The organism is Streptomyces xanthophaeus (genome assembly GCF_030440515.1).
Classification (GTDB): domain Bacteria; phylum Actinomycetota; class Actinomycetes; order Streptomycetales; family Streptomycetaceae; genus Streptomyces; species Streptomyces kutzneri.
Map to the genome: position 1 here is coordinate 5,981,613 of NZ_CP076543.1, position 21,696 is coordinate 6,003,308.

Consider the following 21,696-nt stretch of genomic DNA (forward strand, 5'->3'; position numbering starts at 1 on the left):
CGGCTATGCACATATGCCACGACGACGACGGGAGAGCCGATGCGTTCCGCATCCACGCACTCCGCGACCGGCTCCAGCACCACCGCCTGGTCGCCCATGGACGGTCGCCCCGCCCAGCAGGGCATGTACGACCCGCGCAACGAGAAGGACGCCTGTGGCGTCGGATTCGTGGCGAACCTCACCGGCGAGGCCACCCACACACTCGTTGAGCAGGCCCTGACCGTATTGCGGAACCTCGAGCACCGCGGCGCGACCGGCTCCGAGCCGGACTCGGGCGACGGCGCCGGAATCCTCAGCCAGGTCCCCGACGCGTTCCTGCGCGAGGTGGCCGGCTTCGAGCTCCCCGCGGCCGGCGGCTACGCCGTCGGTATCGCCTTCCTCCCCGCCGACGGCACCGCACAGGCCGTCGCCGTGGAGCAGATCGAGGCCATCGCCGCCGAGGAGAACCTCACGGTCCTCGGCTGGCGCGAGGTCCCGGTCACCCCGGACCTGCTCGGCAACGGCGCCCGCGCCACCATGCCGGCCTTCTCGCAGCTGTTCGTCTCAGGGGGCACCTCCCGGACGGAGTCCGGGGGCGGCAGCACGGGCATCGAGCTGGACCGCAAGGCCTTCGTGCTGCGCAAGCGCGCCGAGCGCGAGGCCGGTGTCTACTTCCCGTCGCTCTCCGCCCGCACCATCGTCTACAAGGGCATGCTGACCACCGGCCAGCTGGAGCCCTTCTTCCCGGACCTCTCCGACCGCCGCTTCGCCTCGGCCGTCGCCCTGGTCCACTCGCGCTTCTCCACGAACACCTTCCCGTCGTGGCCGCTCGCCCACCCGTACCGCTTCGTCGCGCACAACGGCGAGATCAACACGGTCAAGGGCAACCGGAACTGGATGAAGGCCCGCGAGTCCCAGCTGGCCTCCGAGGCCTTCGGCGACGGCGTGCTGGACCGGATCTTCCCGATCTGCACCCCGGACGCCTCCGACTCGGCCTCCTTCGACGAGGTCCTGGAGCTGCTCCACCTCGGCGGCCGCTCCCTCCCGCACAGCGTGCTGATGATGATCCCGGAGGCGTGGGAGAACCACACCTCCATGGACCCGGCCCGCCGCGCGTTCTACAAGTACCACTCCACGCAGATGGAGCCCTGGGACGGCCCGGCCTGCGTCACCTTCACCGACGGCACCCAGGTCGGCGCGGTCCTCGACCGCAACGGTCTGCGCCCCGGCCGCTACTGGGTCACCGACGACGGCCTCGTCGTCCTCGGCTCCGAGGTCGGCGTGCTCGACATCGACCCGGCCAAGGTCGTCCGCAAGGGCCGCCTGCAGCCCGGCAAGATGTTCCTCGTCGACACCGCCCAGAAGCGGATCATCGAGGACGACGAGATCAAGAACGAGCTGGCCGCCGCCGCCCCCTACGCGGAGTGGCTGGAGACCGGCGAGATCGAGCTCTCGGACCTGCCCGAGCGCGAGCACATCGTGCACACCCACGCCTCGGTCACCCGCCGCCAGCAGACCTTCGGCTACACCGAGGAAGAGCTGCGCGTCATCCTCGCGCCGATGGCCCGTACCGCCGGCGAGCCGCTCGGCTCCATGGGTACGGACTCCCCGATCGCGGCCCTGTCCGAGCGCCCCCGGCTGCTCTTCGACTACTTCACCCAGCTCTTCGCGCAGGTCACCAACCCGCCGCTGGACGCCATCCGCGAGGAGCTCGTCACCTCGCTGCTGTCCTCGCTCGGCCCGCAGGGCAACCTGCTGGAGTCGACCGCCGCGTCCTGCCGCAGCGTCACCCTGCCCTTCCCGGTGATCGACAACGACGAGCTGGCCAAGCTCATCCACATCAACGCCGACGGCGACATGCCCGGCATGAAGGCCGCCACGCTCTCCGGCCTCTACCGGGTCTCCGGCGGCGGCGAGGCCCTGGCCGCCCGGATCGAGGAGATCCGCGCCGAGGCCGACGCGGCCATCGCCAACGGCGCCCGCCTGATCGTCCTCTCGGACCGCCACTCGGACGCCGAGCACGCGCCGATCCCGTCGCTGCTGCTCACCTCCGCCGTGCACCACCACCTCATCGCCACCAAGCAGCGCACCCAGGTGGGCCTGCTGGTCGAGGCCGGTGACGTCCGCGAGGTCCACCACGTCGCCCTGCTCATCGGCTACGGCGCCGCCGCGGTCAACCCGTACCTCGCCATGGAGTCCGTCGAGGACCTGCTGCGCGCCGGTACCTTCCTGTCCGGCCTGGAGCCGGAGCAGGCCATCAAGAACCTGATCTACGCGCTCGGCAAGGGCGTCCTGAAGGTCATGTCCAAGATGGGCATCTCCACCGTCGCCTCCTACCGCGGCGCCCAGGTCTTCGAGGCCGTCGGCCTCAACGACGAGTTCGTCGAGACCTACTTCAACGGCACCGCCACCAAGATCGGCGGCGCCGGCCTGGACGTCATCGCCAAGGAGGTGGCCGCGCGCCACGCCAAGGCCTACCCCGTCTCCGGCATCGCAGCCACGCACCGCGCGCTGGAGATCGGCGGCGAGTACCAGTGGCGCCGCGAGGGCGAACCGCACCTGTTCGACCCGGAGACGGTCTTCCGCCTCCAGCACGCCACCCGCAACCGCCGGTACGACATCTTCAAGCAGTACACGGCCCGGGTGAACGAGCAGTCCGAGCGCCTGATGACGCTCCGCGGCCTGTTCGGCTTCAAGTCGGACCGCGAAGCCATCTCCATCGACGAGGTCGAGTCGGTCGCCGACATCGTCAAGCGCTTCTCCACCGGCGCCATGTCGTACGGCTCCATCTCCAAGGAGGCGCACGAGACCCTCGCCATCGCCATGAACCAGCTGGGCGCCAAGTCCAACACCGGTGAGGGCGGCGAGGACCCGGACCGCCTGTACGACCCGGCGCGCCGCTCGTCCATCAAGCAGGTCGCCTCCGGCCGCTTCGGCGTGACCTCGGAGTACCTGGTCAACGCGGACGACATCCAGATCAAGATGGCGCAGGGCGCCAAGCCCGGCGAGGGCGGCCAGCTGCCCGGCCACAAGGTGTACCCGTGGGTCGCCAAGACCCGCCACTCCACCCCGGGCGTCGGCCTGATCTCCCCGCCGCCGCACCACGACATCTACTCCATCGAGGACCTGGCTCAGCTGATCCACGACCTCAAGAACGCCAACCCGGTCGCCCGCATCCACGTGAAGCTGGTCTCCGAGGTCGGCGTGGGCACGGTCGCCGCGGGTGTCTCCAAGGCCCACGCGGACGTCGTCCTCATCTCCGGCCACGACGGCGGAACGGGCGCCTCCCCGCTCACCTCGCTCAAGCACGCGGGCGGCCCCTGGGAGCTCGGCCTCGCCGAGACCCAGCAGACCCTGCTGCTCAACGGGCTGCGCGACCGCATCGTCGTCCAGACCGACGGCCAGCTCAAGACCGGCCGCGACGTGGTCATCGCCGCGCTGCTCGGCGCCGAGGAGTTCGGTTTCGCGACCGCGCCGCTCGTCGTCTCCGGCTGCGTCATGATGCGCGTCTGCCACCTGGACACCTGCCCGGTCGGCATCGCCACCCAGAACCCGGTCCTGCGCGACCGCTTCTCCGGCAAGCCCGAGTTCGTCGTCAACTTCTTCGAGTACATCGCGGAGGAGGTGCGCGAGATCCTCGCCGAGCTGGGCTTCCGCACGATCGAGGAGGCCGTCGGCCACGCCGAGCTCCTCGACACCACCAAGGCCGTCACGCACTGGAAGGCGCAGGGTCTCGACCTGGAGCCGCTCTTCTACGTGCCGGAGCTGCCCGAGGGCGCGGTCCGCCACGCCCTGATCGAGCAGGACCACGGTCTGGAGAAGGCCCTCGACAACGAGCTGATCGAGCTCGCCGCCGACGCGCTGAACGCCGAGACCGCCGAGGCGGCCCAGCCGGTCCGCGCCCAGGTCGCGATCCGCAACATCAACCGGACCGTCGGCACCATGCTCGGCCACCACGTCACCAAGAAGTTCGGTGGCGCGGGCCTGCCCGACAACACCATCGACCTGACCTTCACCGGCAGCGCCGGCCAGTCCTTCGGCGCGTTCGTGCCGAAGGGCATCACCCTCCGCCTGGAGGGCGACGCCAACGACTACGTCGGCAAGGGCCTCTCCGGTGGCCGCATCGTGGTCCGCCCGGACCGCGGTGCCGACCACCTCGCCGAGTACTCCACCATCGCCGGCAACACCATCGGCTACGGAGCCACCGGCGGCGAGATGTTCCTGCGCGGCCGCACCGGCGAGCGTTTCTGCGTCCGCAACTCGGGCGCGCTGGTCGTCTCGGAGGGCGTGGGCGACCACGGCTGCGAGTACATGACCGGTGGCCAGGCGGTCGTCCTGGGCGAGACGGGCCGTAACTTCGCGGCCGGCATGTCGGGCGGCGTCGCGTACGTCATCGACCTCGACCCGCACAACGTCAACGTCGGCAACGCGGGCGCCGTCGAGGCCCTGTCCGACACCGACAAGCAGTGGCTGCACGATGTGGTGCGCCGCCACGAGGAGGAGACCGGCTCGACCGTGGCCGCGAAGCTCCTGGCTGACTGGTCCGTCGCGGTGGACCGCTTCAGCAAGATCATCCCCACCACGTACAAGGCAGTGCTCGCCGCCAAGGACGCCGCTGAGCTCGCCGGACTCTCGGAATCCGAGACCACGGAGAAGATGATGGAGGCGGCGACCCATGGCTGACCCGAAGGGCTTCCTCACCACCCCGCGCGAGACCGCCTGCACCCGTCCCGTTGCCGATCGGCTCAAGGACTGGAACGAGGTCTACGTTCCGGGCTCCCTGCTCCCGATCATCAGCAAGCAGGCCGGCCGCTGCATGGACTGCGGCATCCCGTTCTGTCACAACGGGTGCCCGCTCGGGAACCTGATCCCGGAGTGGAACGACTTCTCGTACCGCGAGGACTGGACCGCCGCGTCGGAGCGCCTGCACGCGACGAACAACTTCCCGGAGTTCACCGGGCGGCTGTGCCCGGCTCCCTGCGAGTCGGCGTGCGTGCTCGGCATCAACCAGCCCGCCGTGACCATCAAGAACGTCGAAGTCTCGATCATCGACAAGGCGTGGGACAACGGCGACGTCACCCCGCAGGCGCCGGAGCGGCTGTCCGGCAAGACGGCCGCCGTCATCGGCTCGGGCCCGGCGGGCCTCGCGGCCGCCCAGCAGCTGACCCGGGCCGGCCACACCGTGGTCGTGTACGAGCGCGCGGACCGCATCGGCGGCCTGCTGCGCTACGGCATCCCCGAGTTCAAGATGGAGAAGGTGCACATCAACCGCCGCATCGAGCAGATGCGCGCGGAGGGCACCAAGTTCCGCACCGGCATCGAGGTCGGCCGCGACATCACCGCCACCGACCTGCGCAAGCGGTTCGACGCGGTGGTCATCGCGGCGGGCGCTACCGTCTCCCGCGACCTGCCGGTCCCGGGCCGCGAGCTGAACGGCATCCACTTCGCCATGGAGTACCTGCCGCTCGCCAACAAGGTCCAGGAGGGCGACTTCATGGCGCCCCCCATCACGGCCGAGGGCAAGCACGTGGTCGTCATCGGCGGCGGCGACACCGGCGCGGACTGCGTGGGCACCGCCCACCGCCAGGGCGCGGCCTCGGTCACGCAGCTGGAGATCATGCCCAAGCCGGGCGAGGACCGGAACGCCAACCAGCCGTGGCCGACCTTCCCGATGCTCTACAAGGTCACCTCGGCCCACGAGGAGGGCGGCGAGCGGGTCTACTCCGTCTCCACCACCCACTTCGAGGGCGACGAGGACGGCAACGTCCAGGCCCTCCACCTGGTCGAGGTCGCCTTCGAGGACGGCAAGCTCGTCCAGAAGCCCGGCACCGAGCGCGTCCTCCCCGCGCAGCTGGTCACCCTGGCGATGGGCTTCACGGGCACCGACCAGGAGAACGGCCTGGTCCAGCAGTTCGGCCTCGAGCTGGACCCGCGCGGCAACATCGACCGCGACGCCTCCTACGCGACCAACGTCGACGGCGTCTTCGTCGCCGGCGACGCGGGCCGCGGCCAGTCGCTGATCGTCTGGGCCATCGCGGAAGGCCGCTCGGCCGCCCGCGGCGTGGACCGCTTCCTGACCGGCAGCAGCGCCCTCCCGTACCCGGTCAAGCCGACGGATCGTTCTCTCACCGTCTGACGTAGCAGCACCCCCCTCCCCGCAGGGGGAGGGGACCCCTCATACGGTCCGTACAACGGCGTACGGAACTCCCGACACAGCGCCCGCCACGTCCCCGACCAGGGGTGGCGGGCGCTGTGGCGTGTTCGGGGCTACTCGGGCTGGACGACCGTGGCGCCCCAGCGGGTGGACGGGGCCGAGGCCGTCACCCAGGCCCCGAAGCCGCCCTGGAGGCCGGTGCCGAGGGGGACGGTGACGCGCGCCGGGTCGCCCTCGGGGCAGTCGACCGTGAAGGGGGCCGGGTCGCGGTCCGGGTGGTCGTCGAGGTGGAAGGCCACCTCTATCGTGCCGCCGCCCGCGCAGCCGAAGGTGATGAACGTGTCCAGCCGGGACGAGAGGCCGCCCGAGACGAAGCCGCTGGAGCCGGCCTGCTCGGGTATCCAGATCAGCCCGTCGGGCCCGGGGTAGCCGACGATCTCGCCCCCCGCCGAGGCCTGGGCCGTACCGGCCGCGAGCGTCAGCGTGAGTGCCGCGGCCAGTGTGCCGATCGCGGCGGCCTTGCCGCGCCCGTGTGTCTGCTTCATGTGGTCCCCCATGGTGTCTTCGGTTCCGACGGACACCGATCACGCTAACCAGCAGCACTGACAGCGGCCTTCCCCCGCCCGGCCGGCGCCGTGGCGTGGCTCCGCATCCGTTGGGAGCGAGCTCTTACAGCTGGACGGTGGTGCCGGGCTCGAGGCGGTCGATCGAGGTGCCGGTCAGGCCCTTCTCGCCGAGGAGATGGGCGGTGGAGTGCTGGCCGAGGTCGCTGAGCATGAGTTCGTGGATCTGGATGATGCGCTCGGGTTTGACGGTGCGGACGTAGTCGGCGGCTTCACCGAGCTTTGTCCATGGGCCGCTTGTCGGCAGCAGGAGGGTGCGTACGGGAGCGTCGGGCGCGAAGTAGGCGTCGCCGGGGTGGTAGACGGCTCCGTCGTCCAGGAGGTAGCCGACGTTGTCGGGGCACGGGATGTCGGCGTGGATCAGCGCGTGGCGGTGGCCGTGGACGGTGGCGGTGATGGAACCGACGCCGAAGGTGTCGCCCGCGGCGACGGCGTGGACGCGGCCATCGTGGCTGCCGAGGGTGGCTGCGACCGTGGCTGTGCCGTAGACCTGCAGCCCGGGCTGGGCTTCGAGAGCGGCGGCGACGAGCTTTTCGTCGAAGTGGTCGAAGTGTTCGTGGGTGATCAGGACGGCGTGAGCCCGGGTGACGGCCTCTGCCGCGTCCGGGGTGAAGGTGCCGGGGTCGATGACCAGGCGGGTGCCGTCCTTCTCGAGCGTGACGCAGGCATGGGCGTGCTTGGTGAGCTTCACAGTGGGTCCCTTTCGAGCCGGCCGAATATCTACAACCAGACTGTACAGTTTGGTTGATGAGTGTGGCTAAGCTGGCGTCATGGACGAGAATCAGCTGGCCGAAGAACTCCGCCTGACCATCGGACGGCTCGTACGCACTGTGCGCACCGCCGACAAGATGCCGCCCGGCGAGGCCGCCGTCCTGGGCTACCTGGACCGCAGCGGCCCGCTGACCACCGCCGACATCGCACAACAGCGGGGAGTCAGTCACCAGTCGGCTGCCAAGTCGGTCAAAGAACTCCTGGCTCAGGGCCTCGTACATGCCGAGGCGCACCCCAGCGACGGGCGCAAGCTGTTGCTCCACCTCACGCCGACGGGAAGTGGCCGTCTGGCCGAGGAGCGCCGAAGGCGTGCGGACTGGCTCGGCACCGCGATCGACGATGTCCTCAGTTCCAACGAACGAAAGACGCTCGAGGCGGCGCTGCCTCTGCTGTCACGCCTGACCACACACTTGAACGGCAAGTAGCCCAGGGGCTGCCGTTCGGGCCGGGCGTCACTGCCCGGACACTGCGCCACTACGGCGAGACGGGCTGCTGCGGTGCGTTCCGGCTCGGCGCCCGTCGGTCCCCGGCCGGGGGTGACGGGCGCCCGGGGTTCAGGGCCGGTCGGGGGCGAGGGCGGCGGTTTCGCGTACGGCTGTGGCGACGGCCCGGGCGTCCTTCCTCAGGATCGCGCCGTGGTTGCTGGGGACTTTCGCGCTGAGCCGGATGTTCGGATTGCGCCGGAACACCGGGTCGAGGCCGGCGCGGATCCGTTCCTGCTCGTCTCCCTTGCTCCCGAAGGACGTTCCCGAAGCCAGGACGTACCGCACCGGGACGGTGATGTCGTCCAGTACGGGGCCCAGTTCGCGCTCGCGGGCGAGCCGGCCGACCTCGATGTTGCTGTCGGCCATCTCTGCGGCGGTCATCCGCGGCGCCAGGCCCGTCGGGCGAAGCAGTGGCAGCAGTGGGCCCATCCGCTTGAAGAACCTGCGGATCCCCTGCTCCATCTCCTCGGTGAGCCAGTCGTACGGCTGAGCGCCGTCCACCAGGACCGCACCGAGGGCGCGGTCCGGATTGCGGCTCGCCCAGTGGGCTCCGACGAACGCCCCGTAGGACCAACCCACCACCAGCGCCCGGTCCACGTCCCTGGCCGCGAGTACGGCGTCGACGTCCCGGACGGCCGCCTCGAAGGAGTAGTCGGCCGAGCGCTTCGACTTCCTGCCGCGGGCCCGCTCGTCGTAGGTGAGGTGGCGCCACCCGGGTCCGAGGTCGGCGATGACCCGTCGCCAGTACCCCTGGGTGGCGAAGTGGCCGTTGAGGTAGACCACGGGCGTGCCGGGGCCGCCGGTGTCGGTGGCGGCCAGGGCCGTGTCGTCGACCGGCACCATGCCGGTCCATAACGCCGTCATGCCGTGCCCCCGCTCGTGTCCCCGGCCGTGTTCTCGGCCTCCTCGGCGCGGGCGAGGGCTTCGGTCAGCTGCTTCTTCGCGCGGGCGGGGACGTAGCCGCCCTCCGAGTAGTTCTGGGCGAACGCGTCGGCGAACTCCACCGGGTCCTCCCCGACGATCTCGCGTATCGGCGTGCCGTCCGCCGCAGCCTGCTCGAAGAGGTCGGCGAGGTCTTCGAACATCGACGCGTTGCTGTCGCCGTCGGCCGGCACGAAGTGCATCAGGTACCGCTCGATCGCCTCGACCGCCGTGCGCCGGCTCTCGGGGAGCTCCTTGACGCGCGCCTTGTACGCCCTCCAGCGCTTCTTCGGTCCGATCACCTTCGCGATGAAACCGCTCTTCTCACCATCGGACATGGTCACTCGCCCCCTTCGCGGAGCCGGTCCAGTCGTTCCGTGAGGAAGCTCCAGGTCCTCCAGAACTCTTCGAGGTACTCCCGTCCCTCGGTGTTGAGGGAGTACACCTTGCGCGGCGGCCCCTTCTCGGAGGGGACCTTCTCCACGTCGACGAGACCGCGCTTCTCGACCCTGATGAGCAGCGCGTAGACGGTCCCTTCGGCGATGTCGGAGAACCCCTGCTCCCGCAGCCATGCCGTGATCTCGTAGCCGTACGCGGGCCGGCCGGACAGGGTCGCGAGGACGATGCCCTCCAGCGTGCCCTTGAGCATTTCCGTCAGCAGCTTGGGCATGGAACACCTCCCCCTTGAGCTATTCGGTGTTGCTGAGTACTGGTACACCGTAACGCTGACTACCACTACCTAGCAATACCGAATAGCTCGGGAGGCGGACAACTCCGCTCCCTCGGAAGGCGGTTGACAGTCACCACATACTTAGAGTCCTATAGTGCTAGGAAGCTAGATGAATAGAGGAGGACAGTGATCGAGTTTCACCTCGATGCCCGGTCCGGCGTCGCCCCGTACATGCAGCTCGTCCATCAGGTGCGTCAGGCCCTGCGGTTGGGGCTGCTGTCCGAGGGCGACCGGCTGCCGACCGTCAAGGACGTCGCGGCCGGCGTGGCGATCAACCCGAACACCGTGCTCAAGGCCTACCGGGAGCTCGAATACGAGGGCCTGGTCGCGAAGAAGCCCGGGGTCGGCACCTTCGTCTCCGGAACGCTCAGCGACGACTCGCTCTCCGAACACGAGCCACTGCGGCGGGAGTTGCAGCTGTGGCTCGACAAGGCGCGGGCCGCCGGTCTGGGCGAAGAAAGCATCGAGGCCCTGTTCCTGAGTACCTTCCGCGCCCGCACCGGCACGGACCCGGACACGCGCACGCACACCGAAGAGGAGAAATGACCGCAATATTGGAAGCCCGCGCGCTGGGCAAGCGGTACGGCCGCAAAGAGGCGCTGAGCGACTGCACCCTGAGCGTGCCGTCCGGGCGGGTCGTCGGCCTGGTCGGGCCCAACGGGGCCGGGAAGTCCACCCTGTTGCAGCTGGCCTGCGGGCTGATCGGCCCGACCTCCGGCACCATCGAGGTGCTCGGCGGCCGGCCCGCCTCCGGGCCCGGGCAGCTCGCCAAGGTCGGGTTCGTCGCTCAGGACACGCCCACCTACGCCGGGCTGTCCATCGCCGACCACCTGAAGCTGGGCGCCCGGCTCAACCCGGGCTGGGACGCGCAGCTGGCGGGAGACCGGATCCGGCAGCTCGGCCTGGACCCCGCCCAGAAGGCGGGCAAGCTCTCCGGCGGCCAGCGCGCCCAGGTGGCCCTGACGCTCGCCGTCGCCAAACGGCCCGAGCTGCTGATCCTCGACGAGCCCGTCGCCGCCCTGGACCCGCTGGCCCGGCGGGAGTTCCTGCAGAGCCTGATGGAGGTCGTGGCCGAACACGGAACCACCGTCGTGCTCTCCTCGCACCTGGTGTCCGACCTGGAACGGGTCTGCGACCACCTGATCTCGCTGGTCGCCTCCCGGGTCCAGGTCGCGGGCGACGTCGACGACCTGCTCGCCACCCACTTCCGGCTCACCACCGCCCGCCGCGAGGCGGCCACCCTGCCCCGGGACATGCAGGTCATCCAGGAGACCCACACCGAGCGGCAGAGCACCTTCATCGTGCGCTCCGACAGGGCGCTCCAGGACCCCTCCTGGGTCATGGAGCCGCTCGACCTGGAGGACCTCGTCCTCACCTACATGAGTCAGGCCACGGCCGGGACCGGCCCCCGACCCACCCGGGAGAACCAGCGATGATCTGGCTGACCTGGCGCCAGTACCGCGTCCAGACCCTCGCCGCGCTCGCCGTCCTGGCCGCGATCGCGATATTCCTCGTCGTCACCGGCCTCCGGATGCGCGAGGTCTACGACAGCACCGTCGCCGGATGCGGCAGCGACTGCGAATCGGCGAAGAACGCCCTGGTCGTCGAGTACCAGACCCTGACCTACTACGTCACGAGCCTGCTGCTCGCCGCACCCGGCATCATCGGGATCTTCTGGGGCGCCCCGCTGATCGCCCGTGAACTGGAGACCGGCACCCACCGGCTCATCTGGAACCAGAGCATCACCCGGGGCCGCTGGCTCCTGGTCAAGCTCGGCGCCGTCGGCCTGATCGCCGTCGCCGTCACCGGGGTGCTCAGCCTCCTCGTGACCTGGTGGGCGAGCCCCATCGACCGGGTCAACCTGGACCGGTTCACCGCCCTCATGTTCAGCGGCCGCGGGATCGTCCCCCTCGGCTACGCGGCGTTCGCCTTCGCCCTCGGCGCGGCAGCCGGGCTGCTGATCCGGCGCACCGTGCCCGCGATGGCCGCGACCCTCGTCGCGTTCCTCGCGGTCCAGATCCTCGTGCCCTACGCGATCCGCCCGCACTTCGTGACGCCCGAGCACGCCGACGTCGCGCTCAGCTCCCTCGTGATGGCGCCGGTCGGAGGCGGCGAGGAGTCCGGTGCGATGAAGGACGGCTGGAACGGGAACCACATCCAGCTGAAGGGCTCCGGGGACGACGCCCACCTGCGGATCGGGGTCCTCAGGCCGGGCGTCTGGGTCGTGTCCGATCTCGGTACGGTGCTCGACGCCTCAGGCCGGGAGGTCCGCGGCACCGAGGGCTGCGCGGAACCCAGGACGGACCCCTTCGAGTGCTTCGCCGCCTCGAAGCACCACATCGAGGTCGACTACCAGCCCGCCGACCGCTACTGGACCTTCCAGTGGATCGAGACCGGGATCTTCCTCGCGCTCTCCGGACTGCTGGCCGGCTTCTGCTCCTGGTGGCTGCGCCGTCGGGCGGCCTGACCGGGACGATGAGGGAATGAGGGGATGACGGGCGGCCGAAGCCAACGCAACTGGCTTCGGCCGCTCCCCCCGACTCTACGGCCGCCGGGCCCGCGCCGTGGCGCGGTAGGTGCTCGGGGTCAGGCCCGTGTGGCGGGTCAGATGGGCGCGGAGGGAGTCCGCCGTGCCGAGCCCGCTGCGGGCGGCCACCTGGTCCATCGGGAGGGTGGTGGTCTCCAGGATCTCGCAGGCGCGGTCCAGGCGCTGGTGCAGCATCCACTGCAGGGGGCTGAGGCCCGTTTCCGCGCGGAAGCGGCGGGTCAGGGTGCGGGTGCTCGTGCCCGCGTGCCGGGCCAGCTCGGCCAGGGTCGTCGGCTCGTGCAGGCGGGCCAGCGCCCAGGCGCGGGTGGCCGCCAGGGAGGCGCCGCGCTCGGGCGGGAGCGGGGTCTCGATGAACTGGGCCTGGCCGCCCGGCCGTACGGGGGCCGCCACGACCAGACGGGCCGTGGTGTTCGCGACGGCGGCGCCGTAGTCGCGGCGCACCAGGTGCAGGCACAGGTCGATCCCGGCCGACATGCCCGCCGACGTCAGCACCCTGCCGTCCTCGACGAACAGCACGGCGGGCACGAGCTCGACCTCGGGGAAGAGCCGCCCGAACTCCGCGGACGCCGTCCAGAAGGTCGTGGCGCGGCGGCCTTCCAGGAGCCCCGCCTGCGCGAGCACGAACGCACCCGTGCAGATGGAGGCGATGCGAGCGCCCCGAGCGGCGGCGGCCCGCAGGGCGTCCAGTACCTCGGGTTCGGGGCCCTCCCGGTCGGCCGTCCCCGTGACCATCACCGTGTCGGCCCGCTCCACCGCCTCCAGGCCGTGCGGCACCACGACGTCCGTGCCGTACCGCGCCTGCACCACGCCGGGCACGAGCGTGCAGACCGTCACCTCGTACGCAGGCCGCTCACCGACGGTCGTCGCGCCGAACACGACACCGGGGATCGACAGGTCGAAGGTGGTGACCGGCGGGCACGCGATGACCACTACGCGGTGCGGGGGAGTGAACGTCATGGCTCGAATCTCCGGATTGCTGGCATTCCAGCCACTACTGTACGGCCGTGCCCGGGGCGAGGGTTGACCTGTCAACGACAGCAACTCGCCGTACCAGCACATGGGTACAGGAGTACAGGAGTACAGGAGTACAGCCATGGCTCTGCACGTCATCACGGGCGCCGGTGCGATCGGCACCGCCACCGCACGTCTGCTCGCCGCATCCGGTGAGCGGGTCCGCGTCATCACCCGCAGCGGCGGCGGCCCCGATCTTCCGCTCGTCGAGCGGGTCGCCGCCGACATCACCGACACCGGCCGGCTCGCCGAGCTGCTGCAGGGCGCCCGGACCCTCTACAACGCGGCCGCGCCCGCCTACCAGGACTGGCGGACCGCCTTCCCGCCCCTCGCCGCCTCACTGCTCTCCGCCGCCGGGAGGACCGGCACCGACTACGTGATGCTGGGCAACGTGTACGGGTACGGGCCCGTCGAAGGCCCCCTCACGCCCGACCTGCCCATGAGGCCCAACTCGGACAAGGGACGGGTCCGCGCCGCCATGTGGGAGGAGGCACTGGCCGCGCACCGGGCCGGGCGGGTCCGGGTCGCCGAGGTGCGCGCCGGCGACTTCCTCGGGGCGGACGTCCTCGGACTCTTCCCCCTCCTGGCCGTGCCCGCCGTACTGGCCGGCGAGGAGGCCGTGCTGCCGGTCGGCCTCGACGCACCGCACGCCTGGTCCTATACGGGCGACGTCGCGCGGACCCTGATCGCGGTCGGCGGGCGGGACGACGTCTGGGGCCGCGCCTGGCACGTGCCCTCCACCTCCGAACTGTCCCCGAGGGAGCTGATGGGGCGGCTGGCCGAGGCCGCAGGCGCGCCGAGCCCGAGGCTCAGGACCACGACACGGGCGGAGCTCGACGCGGCGGCCGCGGCGGACCCGGTGATGGCCGAGATGCCGGAGATGGCCTACCAGTACGACGGCGACCTGCGCCTCGACGCCTCCGACACCGAGCGCCTGCTCGGCGTACGGGCCACCGGACTGGACCACGTGCTGAAGGAGTTGATCTCCACCGGGCCGTCGGTGCGGACGGGGCGGTGAGACCGGCGGGCGCGGCTTCCCGGGCCGGCGGCGCACCGGCCGACGGGGCCGAGCCCGATTCGCTCGTGCGGGTGACCCGGTGGGGGCGGGCGGGGGACGCTCCCACCGGGCGCCGGGCCTACGGAGGGAAGGAACGGATCCCCGCGACCGACAGGGCCTGGGCCGGACGGAGCATCTGCGGTGCCTCCCTGGACAGTTGAGGGCCCTGCCGTCTGGTACCCATCTGGGTCATGGCCCCCACCCGAACCCTGCTGAGCGGCCTGCTCGGCGCCGCCCTGCTGGCCTCCGTCCAGCCCTCCGCCACCGCCGACGACGGCCGGACCGTCGACTACCACGGTCTGCGCGTCACCCTCCCGGCCGACTGGCGGGTCGTCGACCTCGACCGGAACCCCGACGCGTGCCTGCGCCTCGACCTGCCCACCCTGTACCTCGGCCACGCCGGCACCCAGGCCGAGTGCACCGGCCGGGCCGTCGTCAGCCGCGCCGACACCCTGCACCTCGAACCCCTCGACGGGGCCCCGGAGCGCGCCGACATCCCGACCGTCGCCGTCGAATCCTGGAACGTGCTGCGCGAGGTCCCGCCCCGCTCCGACAGCAACGAGCTGCGCTACGCCCTGCGCCGCTCCGGGATCATGGCCACCGTCTCCTACGGGGCCACGCCCGACGCCGTACGCACCGTCCTGGCGCAGGCCCGCGCCATGACGCCCCCGACCGGCCCGGCCCCCGTCGCCGTGCCGGCCGCCGGCGGACCGAAGCCCCGTACCGCCCAGGAGCCCTTCAAGGGCGAGGGCTTCGACGCCTGCACCGCCCCCACCCAGAAGACCATGGACACCTGGCGGGCCGATTCCCCCTTCGGCGCGATCGGCGTCTACGTCGGAGGCCGGGCCCGGGCCTGCGCCCAGCCGCGGCTCACGGCCCGCTGGGTGGAACGGCAGGCCGCCGCGGGCTGGCACCTGATGCCGATCTGGGTGGGCCCGCAGCCCTGGCACAACGCCGCCACCGGCCTGTCCACCGACCCCTCCGAGGCCAACGGGCAGGGCCGGGAGGCCGCCGACGGCGCGGCGGACGCGGCCCGGTCGCTGGGGCTGGCCGAGGGCACGGTGCTCTACAACGACCTGGAGAACTACACGGACCGCGCCACCTGGGACGCCCCGGTCGTGGCCTACCTGACCGCCTGGACGGACCGGCTGCACGAGCTGGGCTTCCGCTCCGCCGCCTACGTCTCGGTGAGCTCCGGGGTCAAGGCGCTGAGCGCCCACTACCACCAGGCCCCCCAGGCCATGCCGGACGTGCTCTGGGCCGCCCGCTGGAACCTGTCGGCCTCCGTCCGCGACGCCGACATGGGCCTGCCGGCGGGCACGGCCCAGTGGGCCGGCCCGCGCCGGGCCCACCAGTTCCGCGGCGACCACGACGCCACCTACGGCGGGATCACCCTCAACATCGACCGCAGCTGGGTGGACGTGAACCCGGCCGCCCTCGGCCCGGTCGGCGGCCTGCCGCCGCTCAGCTAGGGCGTCTCCTCGCGCGGAGGTTCGTCGTCGTCGCCCCGGCGCAGGGTGCGCAGGCCGTGTTCCGGGGTCCACGACCGCACCAGCAGCTCGTCGCCCTCCACGCGCACGCGGACGACCTCCGTCAGGTCGGCGTAGAAGAGGTGGAAGGGGTGCGGGGTCGCCGTCTCCTCCGCGTACCGGTGCAGTTCGGGCGGGTCCACGAGCTCCACCGCGCGCCCGGAGATCCGTGCGTCCCCGTCCGGCATGTCCTCGGCCGCGCCCGGGTTGGTGTGCAGGGCGAAGCGCGGGTCGTGCTGGAGGTCCCTGGCCTTCATCGAGCCGAACATCATGCCGAGCCACAGCTCCCCGCCCCGGATGTCGACGTTCAGCCCGGTCGCGCGGGGGGAGCCGTCCTTGCGCAGGGTGGCCAGGACGTGGTGCGGGTACTGCGCGAAACGGGCCTGGACGGCCGCAGCGAACTCCGGTTCCGCCGTCTCGAAGACTGCCCAGCTGGTATGCGTCATACGTCCATCAAAGCGCGGGTACCGGCGGGCGCAGGTCAGGCGCGCACGATGCCCGCACTCCGCGCCGCCGCCAGCCAATCCGGGAACTCCCCGAGCAGGCGGTCGTAGAGCTCGCCGTCCGGCACCCTGCGGGGGTCCGCTCCCGCGTGGAAGTAGCCCGCGTTGTCCACGACCCGCATAGCCGGCACCGGTAGCTCGTCCAGCCGGCGCAGGAAGTCGAACTGCGTGCTGCGCGTGTTGCCGAAGCCGACGAACTGCCAGAAGAGCGGCAGCCGGGCCGCCTTGCACAGGTAGCGCTCCGCCGCGAGCTTGTTGATCGGCCCGCCGTCGGTCTGGAAGACGACCAGGGCGGGGGCAGTCGCCCCCGAGTCCAGGTAATGGTCGATGACCGCGTCCATCGCCACGTGGTAGGCGGTCCTGCCCATGTGGCCCAGCCGGGAGGCGATCTCGGTGACCCGGCCCTCGTGCGCGGCCAGAGAGATCTCCTCCACCGCGTCGACCTCGGTCGAGAAGAAGACCACCGGCACCCGGCCATCGTCGTCCAAGTGGGCCGAGAGTCCCAGCACTTGGTCCGCGAGGGCCTGCATGCTGCCGTCCGCGTAGTACGGGCGCATCGATCCGGAGTAGTCCAGGACCAGGTAGACCGCGGCCCGCCCGCCCTCCAGGCCGTACTTGCGGAGGGATATTCCGGCACTCTTGTAGAGGCTCACGAGCGCCGGAGCCGTCTCCTCGACCTTGCGGAGGTTGATTGCGCTGCCCGTCATGGGGCGAGCGTACGGCAGCAGGTCAGCCGGTCGGCCCGCCATGGTGAAACCGATGTCGGCCGCCAGCCGTGCCCGGTGCGTGGCCGCCGCGCGCGCGAGCGCCCGGGCCGTCTCCACCGCCGTGTGCATGTCGGCGAGCCGGTGCTCGACCGCCTGGAAGGAGCCGATGGGCCGGCCGAACCGGACCCGGCCCTTCGCGTACCGGACCGTCACCCCCAGGGCTCGCGCGGCCGCCCCCACCTGCTCGACGGGGTCCTCGCGAGCGTCGAATGCGATCCGGAGGGCGTGCTGGACGGCGGTGACCGCGTCGTCGTGCCCGGCCGGGTCACCGCTGCTGTGCTTCCGGCGCTGCTACGGCAGCTTGCCGAGCCCGTCGAGCCCGTCGAGCCCTTCGAGCTCGTCGATGTCGGCGAGCATGCCCGCCGCGAGGTCGCGCTCGGAGGCGTAGTACCGCTCGGCCCACTTGAGGGTGAGCGTCGGGTACGCCCAGGCGCTCTCGTCCTTGGCGCCCTCTCCGTCGGCCACCGCGCGACGGCGCATCCTCTCCGCGAACTCCTGGTGCTGGAGGAGGACTTCGCGCAGCTGCTCCGGCTCCAGCAGGTGGCCCAGCCACAGCCGCAGCATCGGTCCGTGCTTGAGGACGGGCGGGTCGACGGGGGCCTCGCGGGCCCACTCCCGTACGGCCGTCATGCCCTCGTCCGTGATCCGGTAGACCCGCTTGTCGCGCGTCCCGGTGTCCTGGGCGACCATCCGCGAGGACGCGTAGCCCGCCTTCTCCAGGCGCTTGAGCTCGCTGTAGATCTGGCTGAACGACGGGCTCCAGTAGAAGAACCGCAGCGACCAGTCCGACCACTTCTTCAGGTCGTAACCGGAGAGCTCCTCTCCGAAGGAGAGCAGCCCGAGCACCGCCCAGCTGGTCGCGGGGAGCGCGCGCCTGTTCGTCTCGTCTGCCACGCAGCGCAGTCTACGACCGGTCCTCACGACGCCCTTCCCCCTGCGCAACATGACTGCTAGAAGTATTCCTATTCGAAATATTCGAGGAGGGACCTCACCGTGAAGTTCTCGATGATCTTCGAGGCGCAGCTCGTCGACCCCACCCCCGAACGCGAACGCCAGGTCATTCACGACTGCGTCGAACAGGCTGTTCACGCCGAGGAGATGGGCTTCGACCGGATCTGGGCCGTCGAGCACCACTCCCTGACGAGGTACGCGCACATGAGCGCCTCCGAGATCTTCCTGACCTGGGTGGCCGCCCGCACGAGCCGGATCCGGATCGGCCACGGCGTCGTCACCATGCCCTTCGGCTACCAGCACCCGGTGCGCGTCGCCGAGCGCGCCGCCATGCTCGACGTGCTCTCCGGCGGCCGCGTCGACATCGGCGCCGGCCGCGGCGCCACCCGCCAGGAGATGTCCATGTACGGGGTCAGGCCCGAGGACACCTCCCCGCAGATGGAGGAGGCGCTGCGGATCTTCTCCTCGGCCTGGAAGGAGGAGACCTTCGAATGGCACGGCTCCATCGACATCGGCCCCGGTGCGATCCTGCCCCGCCCGGTCCAGGACCCGCACCCGCCGCTGTTCATGGCCTGCTCCAAGCACGACACCCTCAAGCTGGCCGCCGAGCTCGGCATCGGAGCCCTGGTGATGGGTTTCGCCGGCGCCGACGACGTACGCGCCATGCGCAAGGTCTACGACGAGGCCATCGCCACGCGCAGCGGCGAGCGCTTCGTCTCGGGCGAGGCCAACGACCACCTCTCCGCGCTCTGCCCGACCATCGTCCTCGACGACGCACAGCGTGCCCTGCGGCTGGGCACGCGCGGGCAGCGCTTCTTCGCCGAGTCCATCGCGCACTGGTACGGGAACGGCCCCGAGCCCACCGGGTACGCGGAGGAGGAGGATCACGTGGGGGCGCTGGCCAAGGGCCGGGAGGAACTCGTCGCCCGGCTGCACGAGGCGAACATCCCCGCCCGGCCCGTCGACACCGGCACCTACAACGCGGAGCACGCGTACGGCAGCGCCGAAACCGCCATCGCATACGTCGAGCAGCTGCGCGAGATCGGCGTCGACGAGGTGATGTGCCTGATCCAGATGGGCACCGTCCCCCAGGAGGCGTGCATGGAGACCATCCGGCAGTGGGGCGAGAAGGTCATCCCGCACTTCCGCGCGCTGGAGGGCTGAGCCGTGGGGGAGCGGCTCGGCGGAAAGGTCGTCGTGATCACCGGCGCCGGCCGCGGCCAGGGCGCCGCCGAGGCCCGGCTGTGCGCGGAGGCGGGGGCCCGGGTCGTCGTCACCGACGTACGGGAGGACGAGGGCCGGGCGGTGGCCGCCGAACTGGGCGATCAGGGACTGTACGTCCGCCACGACGTGGCCGACGCGGCGAGCTGGGCGACGGTGGTGAAGGAGACGGTCCGCGCCTTCGGGACGGTATCGGCCTTGGTCAACAATGCGGCCCTGTGGCGCACCGCCCACGTGGAACAGCAGCGGCCGGAGGAGTTCGAAGCGCTCCTGCGGGTGAACCTGCTCGGCCCGTTCCTCGGCATCCAGGCGGTCGCGCCGGTGCTGCGGGCGGGCGGGGGCGGCTCGGTCGTCAACATCTCCTCCACCGCCGGACTGGTCGGGATACCGGGCCACGCCGCCTACGGATCCACCAAGTTCGGGCTGCGCGGACTGACCCGGTCGGCGGCGCTCGACCTCGCCGGGGACCGGATCCGGGTCAACTCGGTGCACCCGGGGGCCATCGACACCCCGATGGTGGCCGAGGCGGTGGCGGGCCGGGACTGGTCGCACGTACCGCTGGGGCGCATCGGCCGCCCGCAGGAGGTCGCGGAGCTGGTCCTCTTCCTCTGCTCGGACGCGTCCTCGTACGTGACGGGCAGCGAGTTCACCGTGGACGGGGGGATGACGACGGCATGAGCGGCCTCCGTGCACCCGATCCCCTCTCACCGCAGGCCAGGCAGCTGTGCGACGCGATGACCGCCGGCTTCCCGGGCCCGGGCGACATCCGCGCGCTGCGGGCGGCCGCCGCGTCCGGGTCCGGCCGCGAGGGCCCGGCCGTGGCCTCGGTGTCCGACACCGTCGCGGGCGGGGTCCCGGTCCGCGTCTACGATCCCGCGCCCGGCCGGTCCGGCCGGCCCCTGGTCGTCTTCCTGCACGGCGGCGGCTGGGTGATGTGCGGCCTGGACAGCCACGACGTGACCTGCCGTTCCCTGGCCGTGGCCGCAGGAGCGGTGGTCGTCTCGGCGGACTACCGGCTGGCCCCGGAACACCCCTGGCCGGCGGCGCCGGACGACGCGCTCACCGTCCTGCTCTGGGCCCGGGACCGGGCCCGGGCGCTCGGCTGCGACCCCGGCCGGGTGGTGCTGGCCGGGGACTCCAGCGGCGGCAACCTCGCGGCCGTGACGGCCCTGCGCGCGCCCGGACTCGCAGCGGGGCAGGTGCTGTTCTATCCGCCGCTGGACGCCTGGATGGACTCCGCCTCCGTGGAGACGTACGCGGAGGGCTACTTCCACACCGCCGCCCACATGGCCTGGTACTGGGACCAGTACGGCGGCGACCCGGAGCACCCGCACGTCTCGCCGCTGCGCGCCCCCGACCTGTCGGGCCTGCCGCCCGCCCTGATCGTCCTCGCCGACTGCGACGTGCTGCGCGACGAGGGGCTCGCGTACACCCGCCGGCTGGCGGCGGCCGGCGTCGACTGCACGCTCCAGCTCCACCCGGGGGTCTTCCACGGCTTCCTGGGACTGCCGCTTCCGGCGGGCGCCGCCGCGCTCCGGGCGGCCGCGGCCTGGGTGGCGGGGGTGGGAAGGGCGGCGCGGCCGGGCACCCAGGCATGATGTGTCCATGGCTGAACTGATACGGAGACTGCCGGGCGCGGTCCTGCGCAACTGCCTTCTCCTGGCGGTGGAGTTCGGTGCGATCTGGCTCCTCCGGGGACCCGGCGGAGCCTGGGTCCCGGTCCTGCTGGCCGTCTTCGTCGCGGGCGCGGCCGTACCGCACGGCACCGGCGCGGAATTCGTCGCCCGCACCTCCGTCGCCCTCCTCGCGGTCGGCATCGCGGTGGCCGGCGGGATCACCTGGGACCGGCACACCCTGCACGACCGCGGCCGGGAGGAACAGGCGGTCGTCGCCGAGCGGACCATGGTGCAGGACGGCTCGGCCACCTCCCCGTCGCTGCGGCTGCGCACGGCGGCCGGCCGGGACCTGCCCGGACCGGTGGAACAGGACCTCCCGGTCGGCGCCCGGCTGACCGTGACGGTGGACCCCGACGGCCCGGCCTGGGCCGTGGGCGGCCGCCCGGACCGCCCGCTCTGGCCGGTGGCCGGCACCGGGGCCCTGATCCTGCTCCAGACCACCCTCGTCGGCCGGCTCTCCCTGCGCCCCCGCACCTAGGCAGTTTCTTGGGGCTGCCGCCGGTGAATTCGTGACCGCGCTGTTTGTCAAGTCCCGAAATATCGGGACGTGAGGCATTTCGTCACTCTGGGCCTAATGGAGGCGTGGGATCACGCAGAGCAGGTGACCCACCCGCGCCGTCCGGAACGGATCCGGCGGCGTGGTCCTTTCTCACCGGAGGTGAATTCTCATGACTCACGCATTCGTCACACGGCGTTTCGCCCTTCTCACGGCCGCGTCCGCCCTGGCCGCAGCAGGTGCACTGCTACCCTCCAGCGCATTCGCCGCTCCG

21 protein-coding genes and 1 pseudogene are annotated in these 21,696 nt (G+C 71.5%); 12 read left to right on the forward strand and 10 right to left on the reverse strand.

What is annotated here, in order from left to right; all coding sequences use genetic code 11:
• Window positions 1-96 precede the first annotated feature (96 nt).
• Together gltB and KO717_RS26630 are read left to right on the forward strand one after the other, a co-directional pair.
• Window positions 97-4,662, forward strand: coding sequence for a glutamate synthase large subunit (gene gltB / locus KO717_RS26625; RefSeq protein ID WP_301374773.1), 4,566 nt, complete (start codon window positions 97-99; stop codon window positions 4,660-4,662).
• Window positions 4,655-6,115 (forward strand): glutamate synthase subunit beta, encoded by a 1,461-nt coding sequence (locus KO717_RS26630; protein ID WP_301371727.1) that lies wholly within the window; start codon window positions 4,655-4,657, stop codon window positions 6,113-6,115. Before gltB ends, KO717_RS26630 begins: the two co-directional genes overlap by 8 nt.
• A 131-nt stretch (window positions 6,116-6,246) precedes the next feature.
• Here KO717_RS26630 and KO717_RS26635 read toward each other — a convergent pair whose 3' ends face one another.
• Both KO717_RS26635 and KO717_RS26640 read right to left on the reverse strand, forming a co-directional pair.
• On the reverse strand, window positions 6,247-6,678 hold the full coding sequence (locus KO717_RS26635; protein ID WP_301371728.1) for a hypothetical protein: 432 nt from the start codon (window positions 6,676-6,678) through the stop codon (window positions 6,247-6,249).
• A gap of 124 nt (window positions 6,679-6,802) precedes the next feature.
• Window positions 6,803-7,447 (reverse strand): MBL fold metallo-hydrolase, encoded by a 645-nt coding sequence (locus tag KO717_RS26640; RefSeq protein ID WP_301371729.1) that lies wholly within the window; start codon window positions 7,445-7,447, stop codon window positions 6,803-6,805.
• Between the two features lie 79 nt (window positions 7,448-7,526).
• On the opposite strand from KO717_RS26640, the gene KO717_RS26645 reads away from it, so the two are divergent.
• On the forward strand, window positions 7,527-7,952 hold the full coding sequence (locus KO717_RS26645) for a MarR family winged helix-turn-helix transcriptional regulator (protein ID WP_301371730.1): 426 nt from the start codon (window positions 7,527-7,529) through the stop codon (window positions 7,950-7,952).
• Between the two features lie 129 nt (window positions 7,953-8,081).
• Here the strand turns inward: KO717_RS26645 and KO717_RS26650 are convergent, their stop codons facing one another.
• Genes KO717_RS26650 through KO717_RS26660 form a run of 3 tightly spaced genes read right to left on the reverse strand, consistent with a single transcriptional unit; the run spans window position 8,082 to window position 9,603 of the window.
• The gene (locus KO717_RS26650) at window positions 8,082-8,876 is read right to left on the reverse strand and encodes an alpha/beta fold hydrolase (protein WP_301371731.1); all 795 of its coding nucleotides are present in this window, start codon (window positions 8,874-8,876) and stop codon (window positions 8,082-8,084) included.
• Window positions 8,873-9,271 (reverse strand): DUF1048 domain-containing protein, encoded by a 399-nt coding sequence (locus KO717_RS26655; RefSeq protein WP_301371732.1) that lies wholly within the window; start codon window positions 9,269-9,271, stop codon window positions 8,873-8,875. The genes KO717_RS26650 and KO717_RS26655 overlap by 4 nt, the downstream gene beginning before the upstream one ends.
• Before the next feature lie 2 nt (window positions 9,272-9,273).
• Window positions 9,274-9,603 carry a PadR family transcriptional regulator gene (locus KO717_RS26660; RefSeq protein WP_301371733.1) on the reverse strand — a complete coding sequence of 110 codons (330 nt, stop codon included), beginning with the start codon at window positions 9,601-9,603 and terminating at the stop codon, window positions 9,274-9,276.
• Between the two features lie 186 nt (window positions 9,604-9,789).
• Here KO717_RS26660 and KO717_RS26665 point away from each other — a divergent pair, with 186 nt between their 5' ends.
• The 3 genes from KO717_RS26665 to KO717_RS26675 are packed head-to-tail and all read left to right on the forward strand — an operon-like array spanning window position 9,790 to window position 12,130.
• Complete coding sequence (locus KO717_RS26665) at window positions 9,790-10,209, forward strand: GntR family transcriptional regulator (RefSeq protein WP_301371734.1); 420 nt, start codon at window positions 9,790-9,792, stop codon at window positions 10,207-10,209.
• Window positions 10,206-11,099 carry an ABC transporter ATP-binding protein gene (locus KO717_RS26670; protein WP_301371735.1) on the forward strand — a complete coding sequence of 298 codons (894 nt, stop codon included), beginning with the start codon at window positions 10,206-10,208 and terminating at the stop codon, window positions 11,097-11,099. The genes KO717_RS26665 and KO717_RS26670 overlap by 4 nt, the downstream gene beginning before the upstream one ends.
• Window positions 11,096-12,130 (forward strand): ABC transporter permease subunit, encoded by a 1,035-nt coding sequence (locus KO717_RS26675; RefSeq protein ID WP_301371736.1) that lies wholly within the window; start codon window positions 11,096-11,098, stop codon window positions 12,128-12,130. Before KO717_RS26670 ends, KO717_RS26675 begins: the two co-directional genes overlap by 4 nt.
• Before the next feature lie 75 nt (window positions 12,131-12,205).
• Here KO717_RS26675 and KO717_RS26680 read toward each other — a convergent pair whose 3' ends face one another.
• Window positions 12,206-13,168 (reverse strand): GlxA family transcriptional regulator, encoded by a 963-nt coding sequence (locus KO717_RS26680; protein ID WP_301371737.1) that lies wholly within the window; start codon window positions 13,166-13,168, stop codon window positions 12,206-12,208.
• Between the two features lie 136 nt (window positions 13,169-13,304).
• On the opposite strand from KO717_RS26680, the gene KO717_RS26685 reads away from it, so the two are divergent.
• A complete protein-coding gene (locus KO717_RS26685; protein WP_301371738.1) occupies window positions 13,305-14,240 on the forward strand; it encodes an NAD-dependent epimerase/dehydratase family protein in 936 nt (311 codons plus the stop codon).
• Between the two features lie 230 nt (window positions 14,241-14,470).
• Entirely contained in the window at window positions 14,471-15,751 is a 1,281-nt protein-coding gene (locus tag KO717_RS26690) for a DUF1906 domain-containing protein (protein WP_301371739.1), read from the forward strand.
• Here the strand turns inward: KO717_RS26690 and KO717_RS26695 are convergent.
• The 4 genes and pseudogenes from KO717_RS26695 to KO717_RS26710 all read right to left on the reverse strand — a co-directional run bounded on the left by KO717_RS26695 (window position 15,748) and on the right by KO717_RS26710 (window position 18,023).
• Window positions 15,748-16,254 carry a pyridoxamine 5'-phosphate oxidase family protein gene (locus tag KO717_RS26695; RefSeq protein WP_301371740.1) on the reverse strand — a complete coding sequence of 169 codons (507 nt, stop codon included), beginning with the start codon at window positions 16,252-16,254 and terminating at the stop codon, window positions 15,748-15,750. The genes KO717_RS26690 and KO717_RS26695 overlap by 4 nt on opposite strands.
• Window positions 16,255-16,289: 35 nt before the next feature.
• On the reverse strand, window positions 16,290-17,018 hold the full coding sequence (locus tag KO717_RS26700; protein WP_301374776.1) for a VWA domain-containing protein: 729 nt from the start codon (window positions 17,016-17,018) through the stop codon (window positions 16,290-16,292).
• A 66-nt stretch (window positions 17,019-17,084) separates the two neighbouring features.
• Window positions 17,085-17,258 (reverse strand): annotated as a pseudogene (locus tag KO717_RS26705) (acyl-CoA dehydrogenase family protein); the annotation flags it as partial.
• A gap of 111 nt (window positions 17,259-17,369) precedes the next feature.
• Complete coding sequence (locus tag KO717_RS26710) at window positions 17,370-18,023, reverse strand: PadR family transcriptional regulator (RefSeq protein WP_437184585.1); 654 nt, start codon at window positions 18,021-18,023, stop codon at window positions 17,370-17,372.
• 48 nt (window positions 18,024-18,071) lie between these two features.
• Between KO717_RS26710 and KO717_RS26715 the strand changes: the two genes are divergently transcribed.
• From KO717_RS26715 to KO717_RS26730, 4 genes are read left to right on the forward strand one after another with little or no spacing between them, the layout of a single operon-like run.
• Window positions 18,072-19,193 (forward strand): LLM class flavin-dependent oxidoreductase, encoded by a 1,122-nt coding sequence (locus KO717_RS26715; RefSeq protein WP_301371742.1) that lies wholly within the window; start codon window positions 18,072-18,074, stop codon window positions 19,191-19,193.
• Between the two features lie 3 nt (window positions 19,194-19,196).
• Complete coding sequence (locus KO717_RS26720; protein WP_301371743.1) at window positions 19,197-19,928, forward strand: SDR family NAD(P)-dependent oxidoreductase; 732 nt, start codon at window positions 19,197-19,199, stop codon at window positions 19,926-19,928.
• On the forward strand, window positions 19,925-20,848 hold the full coding sequence (locus KO717_RS26725; protein ID WP_301371744.1) for an alpha/beta hydrolase: 924 nt from the start codon (window positions 19,925-19,927) through the stop codon (window positions 20,846-20,848). Before KO717_RS26720 ends, KO717_RS26725 begins: the two co-directional genes overlap by 4 nt.
• A gap of 7 nt (window positions 20,849-20,855) precedes the next feature.
• The gene (locus tag KO717_RS26730; protein WP_301371745.1) at window positions 20,856-21,404 is read left to right on the forward strand and encodes a hypothetical protein; all 549 of its coding nucleotides are present in this window, start codon (window positions 20,856-20,858) and stop codon (window positions 21,402-21,404) included.
• Window positions 21,405-21,696: the final 292 nt, after the last annotated feature.

What these genes read in the sequence shown, in the direction of transcription:
- KO717_RS26700 (WP_301374776.1), bottom strand. Translation starts at nt 17,018, where the DNA reads ATGACGGGCAGCGCAATCAACCTCCGCAAGGTCGAGGAGACGGCTCCG.
- KO717_RS26630 (WP_301371727.1), top strand. Translation starts at nt 4,655, where the DNA reads ATGGCTGACCCGAAGGGCTTCCTCACCACCCCGCGCGAGACCGCCTGC.
- KO717_RS26650 (WP_301371731.1), bottom strand. Translation starts at nt 8,876, where the DNA reads ATGACGGCGTTATGGACCGGCATGGTGCCGGTCGACGACACGGCCCTG.
- KO717_RS26645 (WP_301371730.1), top strand. Translation starts at nt 7,527, where the DNA reads ATGGACGAGAATCAGCTGGCCGAAGAACTCCGCCTGACCATCGGACGG.
- gltB (WP_301374773.1), top strand. Translation starts at nt 97, where the DNA reads ATGGACGGTCGCCCCGCCCAGCAGGGCATGTACGACCCGCGCAACGAG.
- KO717_RS26680 (WP_301371737.1), bottom strand. Translation starts at nt 13,168, where the DNA reads ATGACGTTCACTCCCCCGCACCGCGTAGTGGTCATCGCGTGCCCGCCG.
- KO717_RS26710 (WP_437184585.1), bottom strand. Translation starts at nt 18,023, where the DNA reads ATGTTGCGCAGGGGGAAGGGCGTCGTGAGGACCGGTCGTAGACTGCGC.
- KO717_RS26695 (WP_301371740.1), bottom strand. Translation starts at nt 16,254, where the DNA reads ATGACGCATACCAGCTGGGCAGTCTTCGAGACGGCGGAACCGGAGTTC.
- KO717_RS26685 (WP_301371738.1), top strand. Translation starts at nt 13,305, where the DNA reads ATGGCTCTGCACGTCATCACGGGCGCCGGTGCGATCGGCACCGCCACC.
- KO717_RS26730 (WP_301371745.1), top strand. Translation starts at nt 20,856, where the DNA reads ATGGCTGAACTGATACGGAGACTGCCGGGCGCGGTCCTGCGCAACTGC.
- KO717_RS26675 (WP_301371736.1), top strand. Translation starts at nt 11,096, where the DNA reads ATGATCTGGCTGACCTGGCGCCAGTACCGCGTCCAGACCCTCGCCGCG.
- KO717_RS26660 (WP_301371733.1), bottom strand. Translation starts at nt 9,603, where the DNA reads ATGCCCAAGCTGCTGACGGAAATGCTCAAGGGCACGCTGGAGGGCATC.
- KO717_RS26655 (WP_301371732.1), bottom strand. Translation starts at nt 9,271, where the DNA reads ATGTCCGATGGTGAGAAGAGCGGTTTCATCGCGAAGGTGATCGGACCG.
- KO717_RS26635 (WP_301371728.1), bottom strand. Translation starts at nt 6,678, where the DNA reads ATGAAGCAGACACACGGGCGCGGCAAGGCCGCCGCGATCGGCACACTG.
- KO717_RS26690 (WP_301371739.1), top strand. Translation starts at nt 14,471, where the DNA reads ATGGCCCCCACCCGAACCCTGCTGAGCGGCCTGCTCGGCGCCGCCCTG.
- KO717_RS26670 (WP_301371735.1), top strand. Translation starts at nt 10,206, where the DNA reads ATGACCGCAATATTGGAAGCCCGCGCGCTGGGCAAGCGGTACGGCCGC.
- KO717_RS26725 (WP_301371744.1), top strand. Translation starts at nt 19,925, where the DNA reads ATGAGCGGCCTCCGTGCACCCGATCCCCTCTCACCGCAGGCCAGGCAG.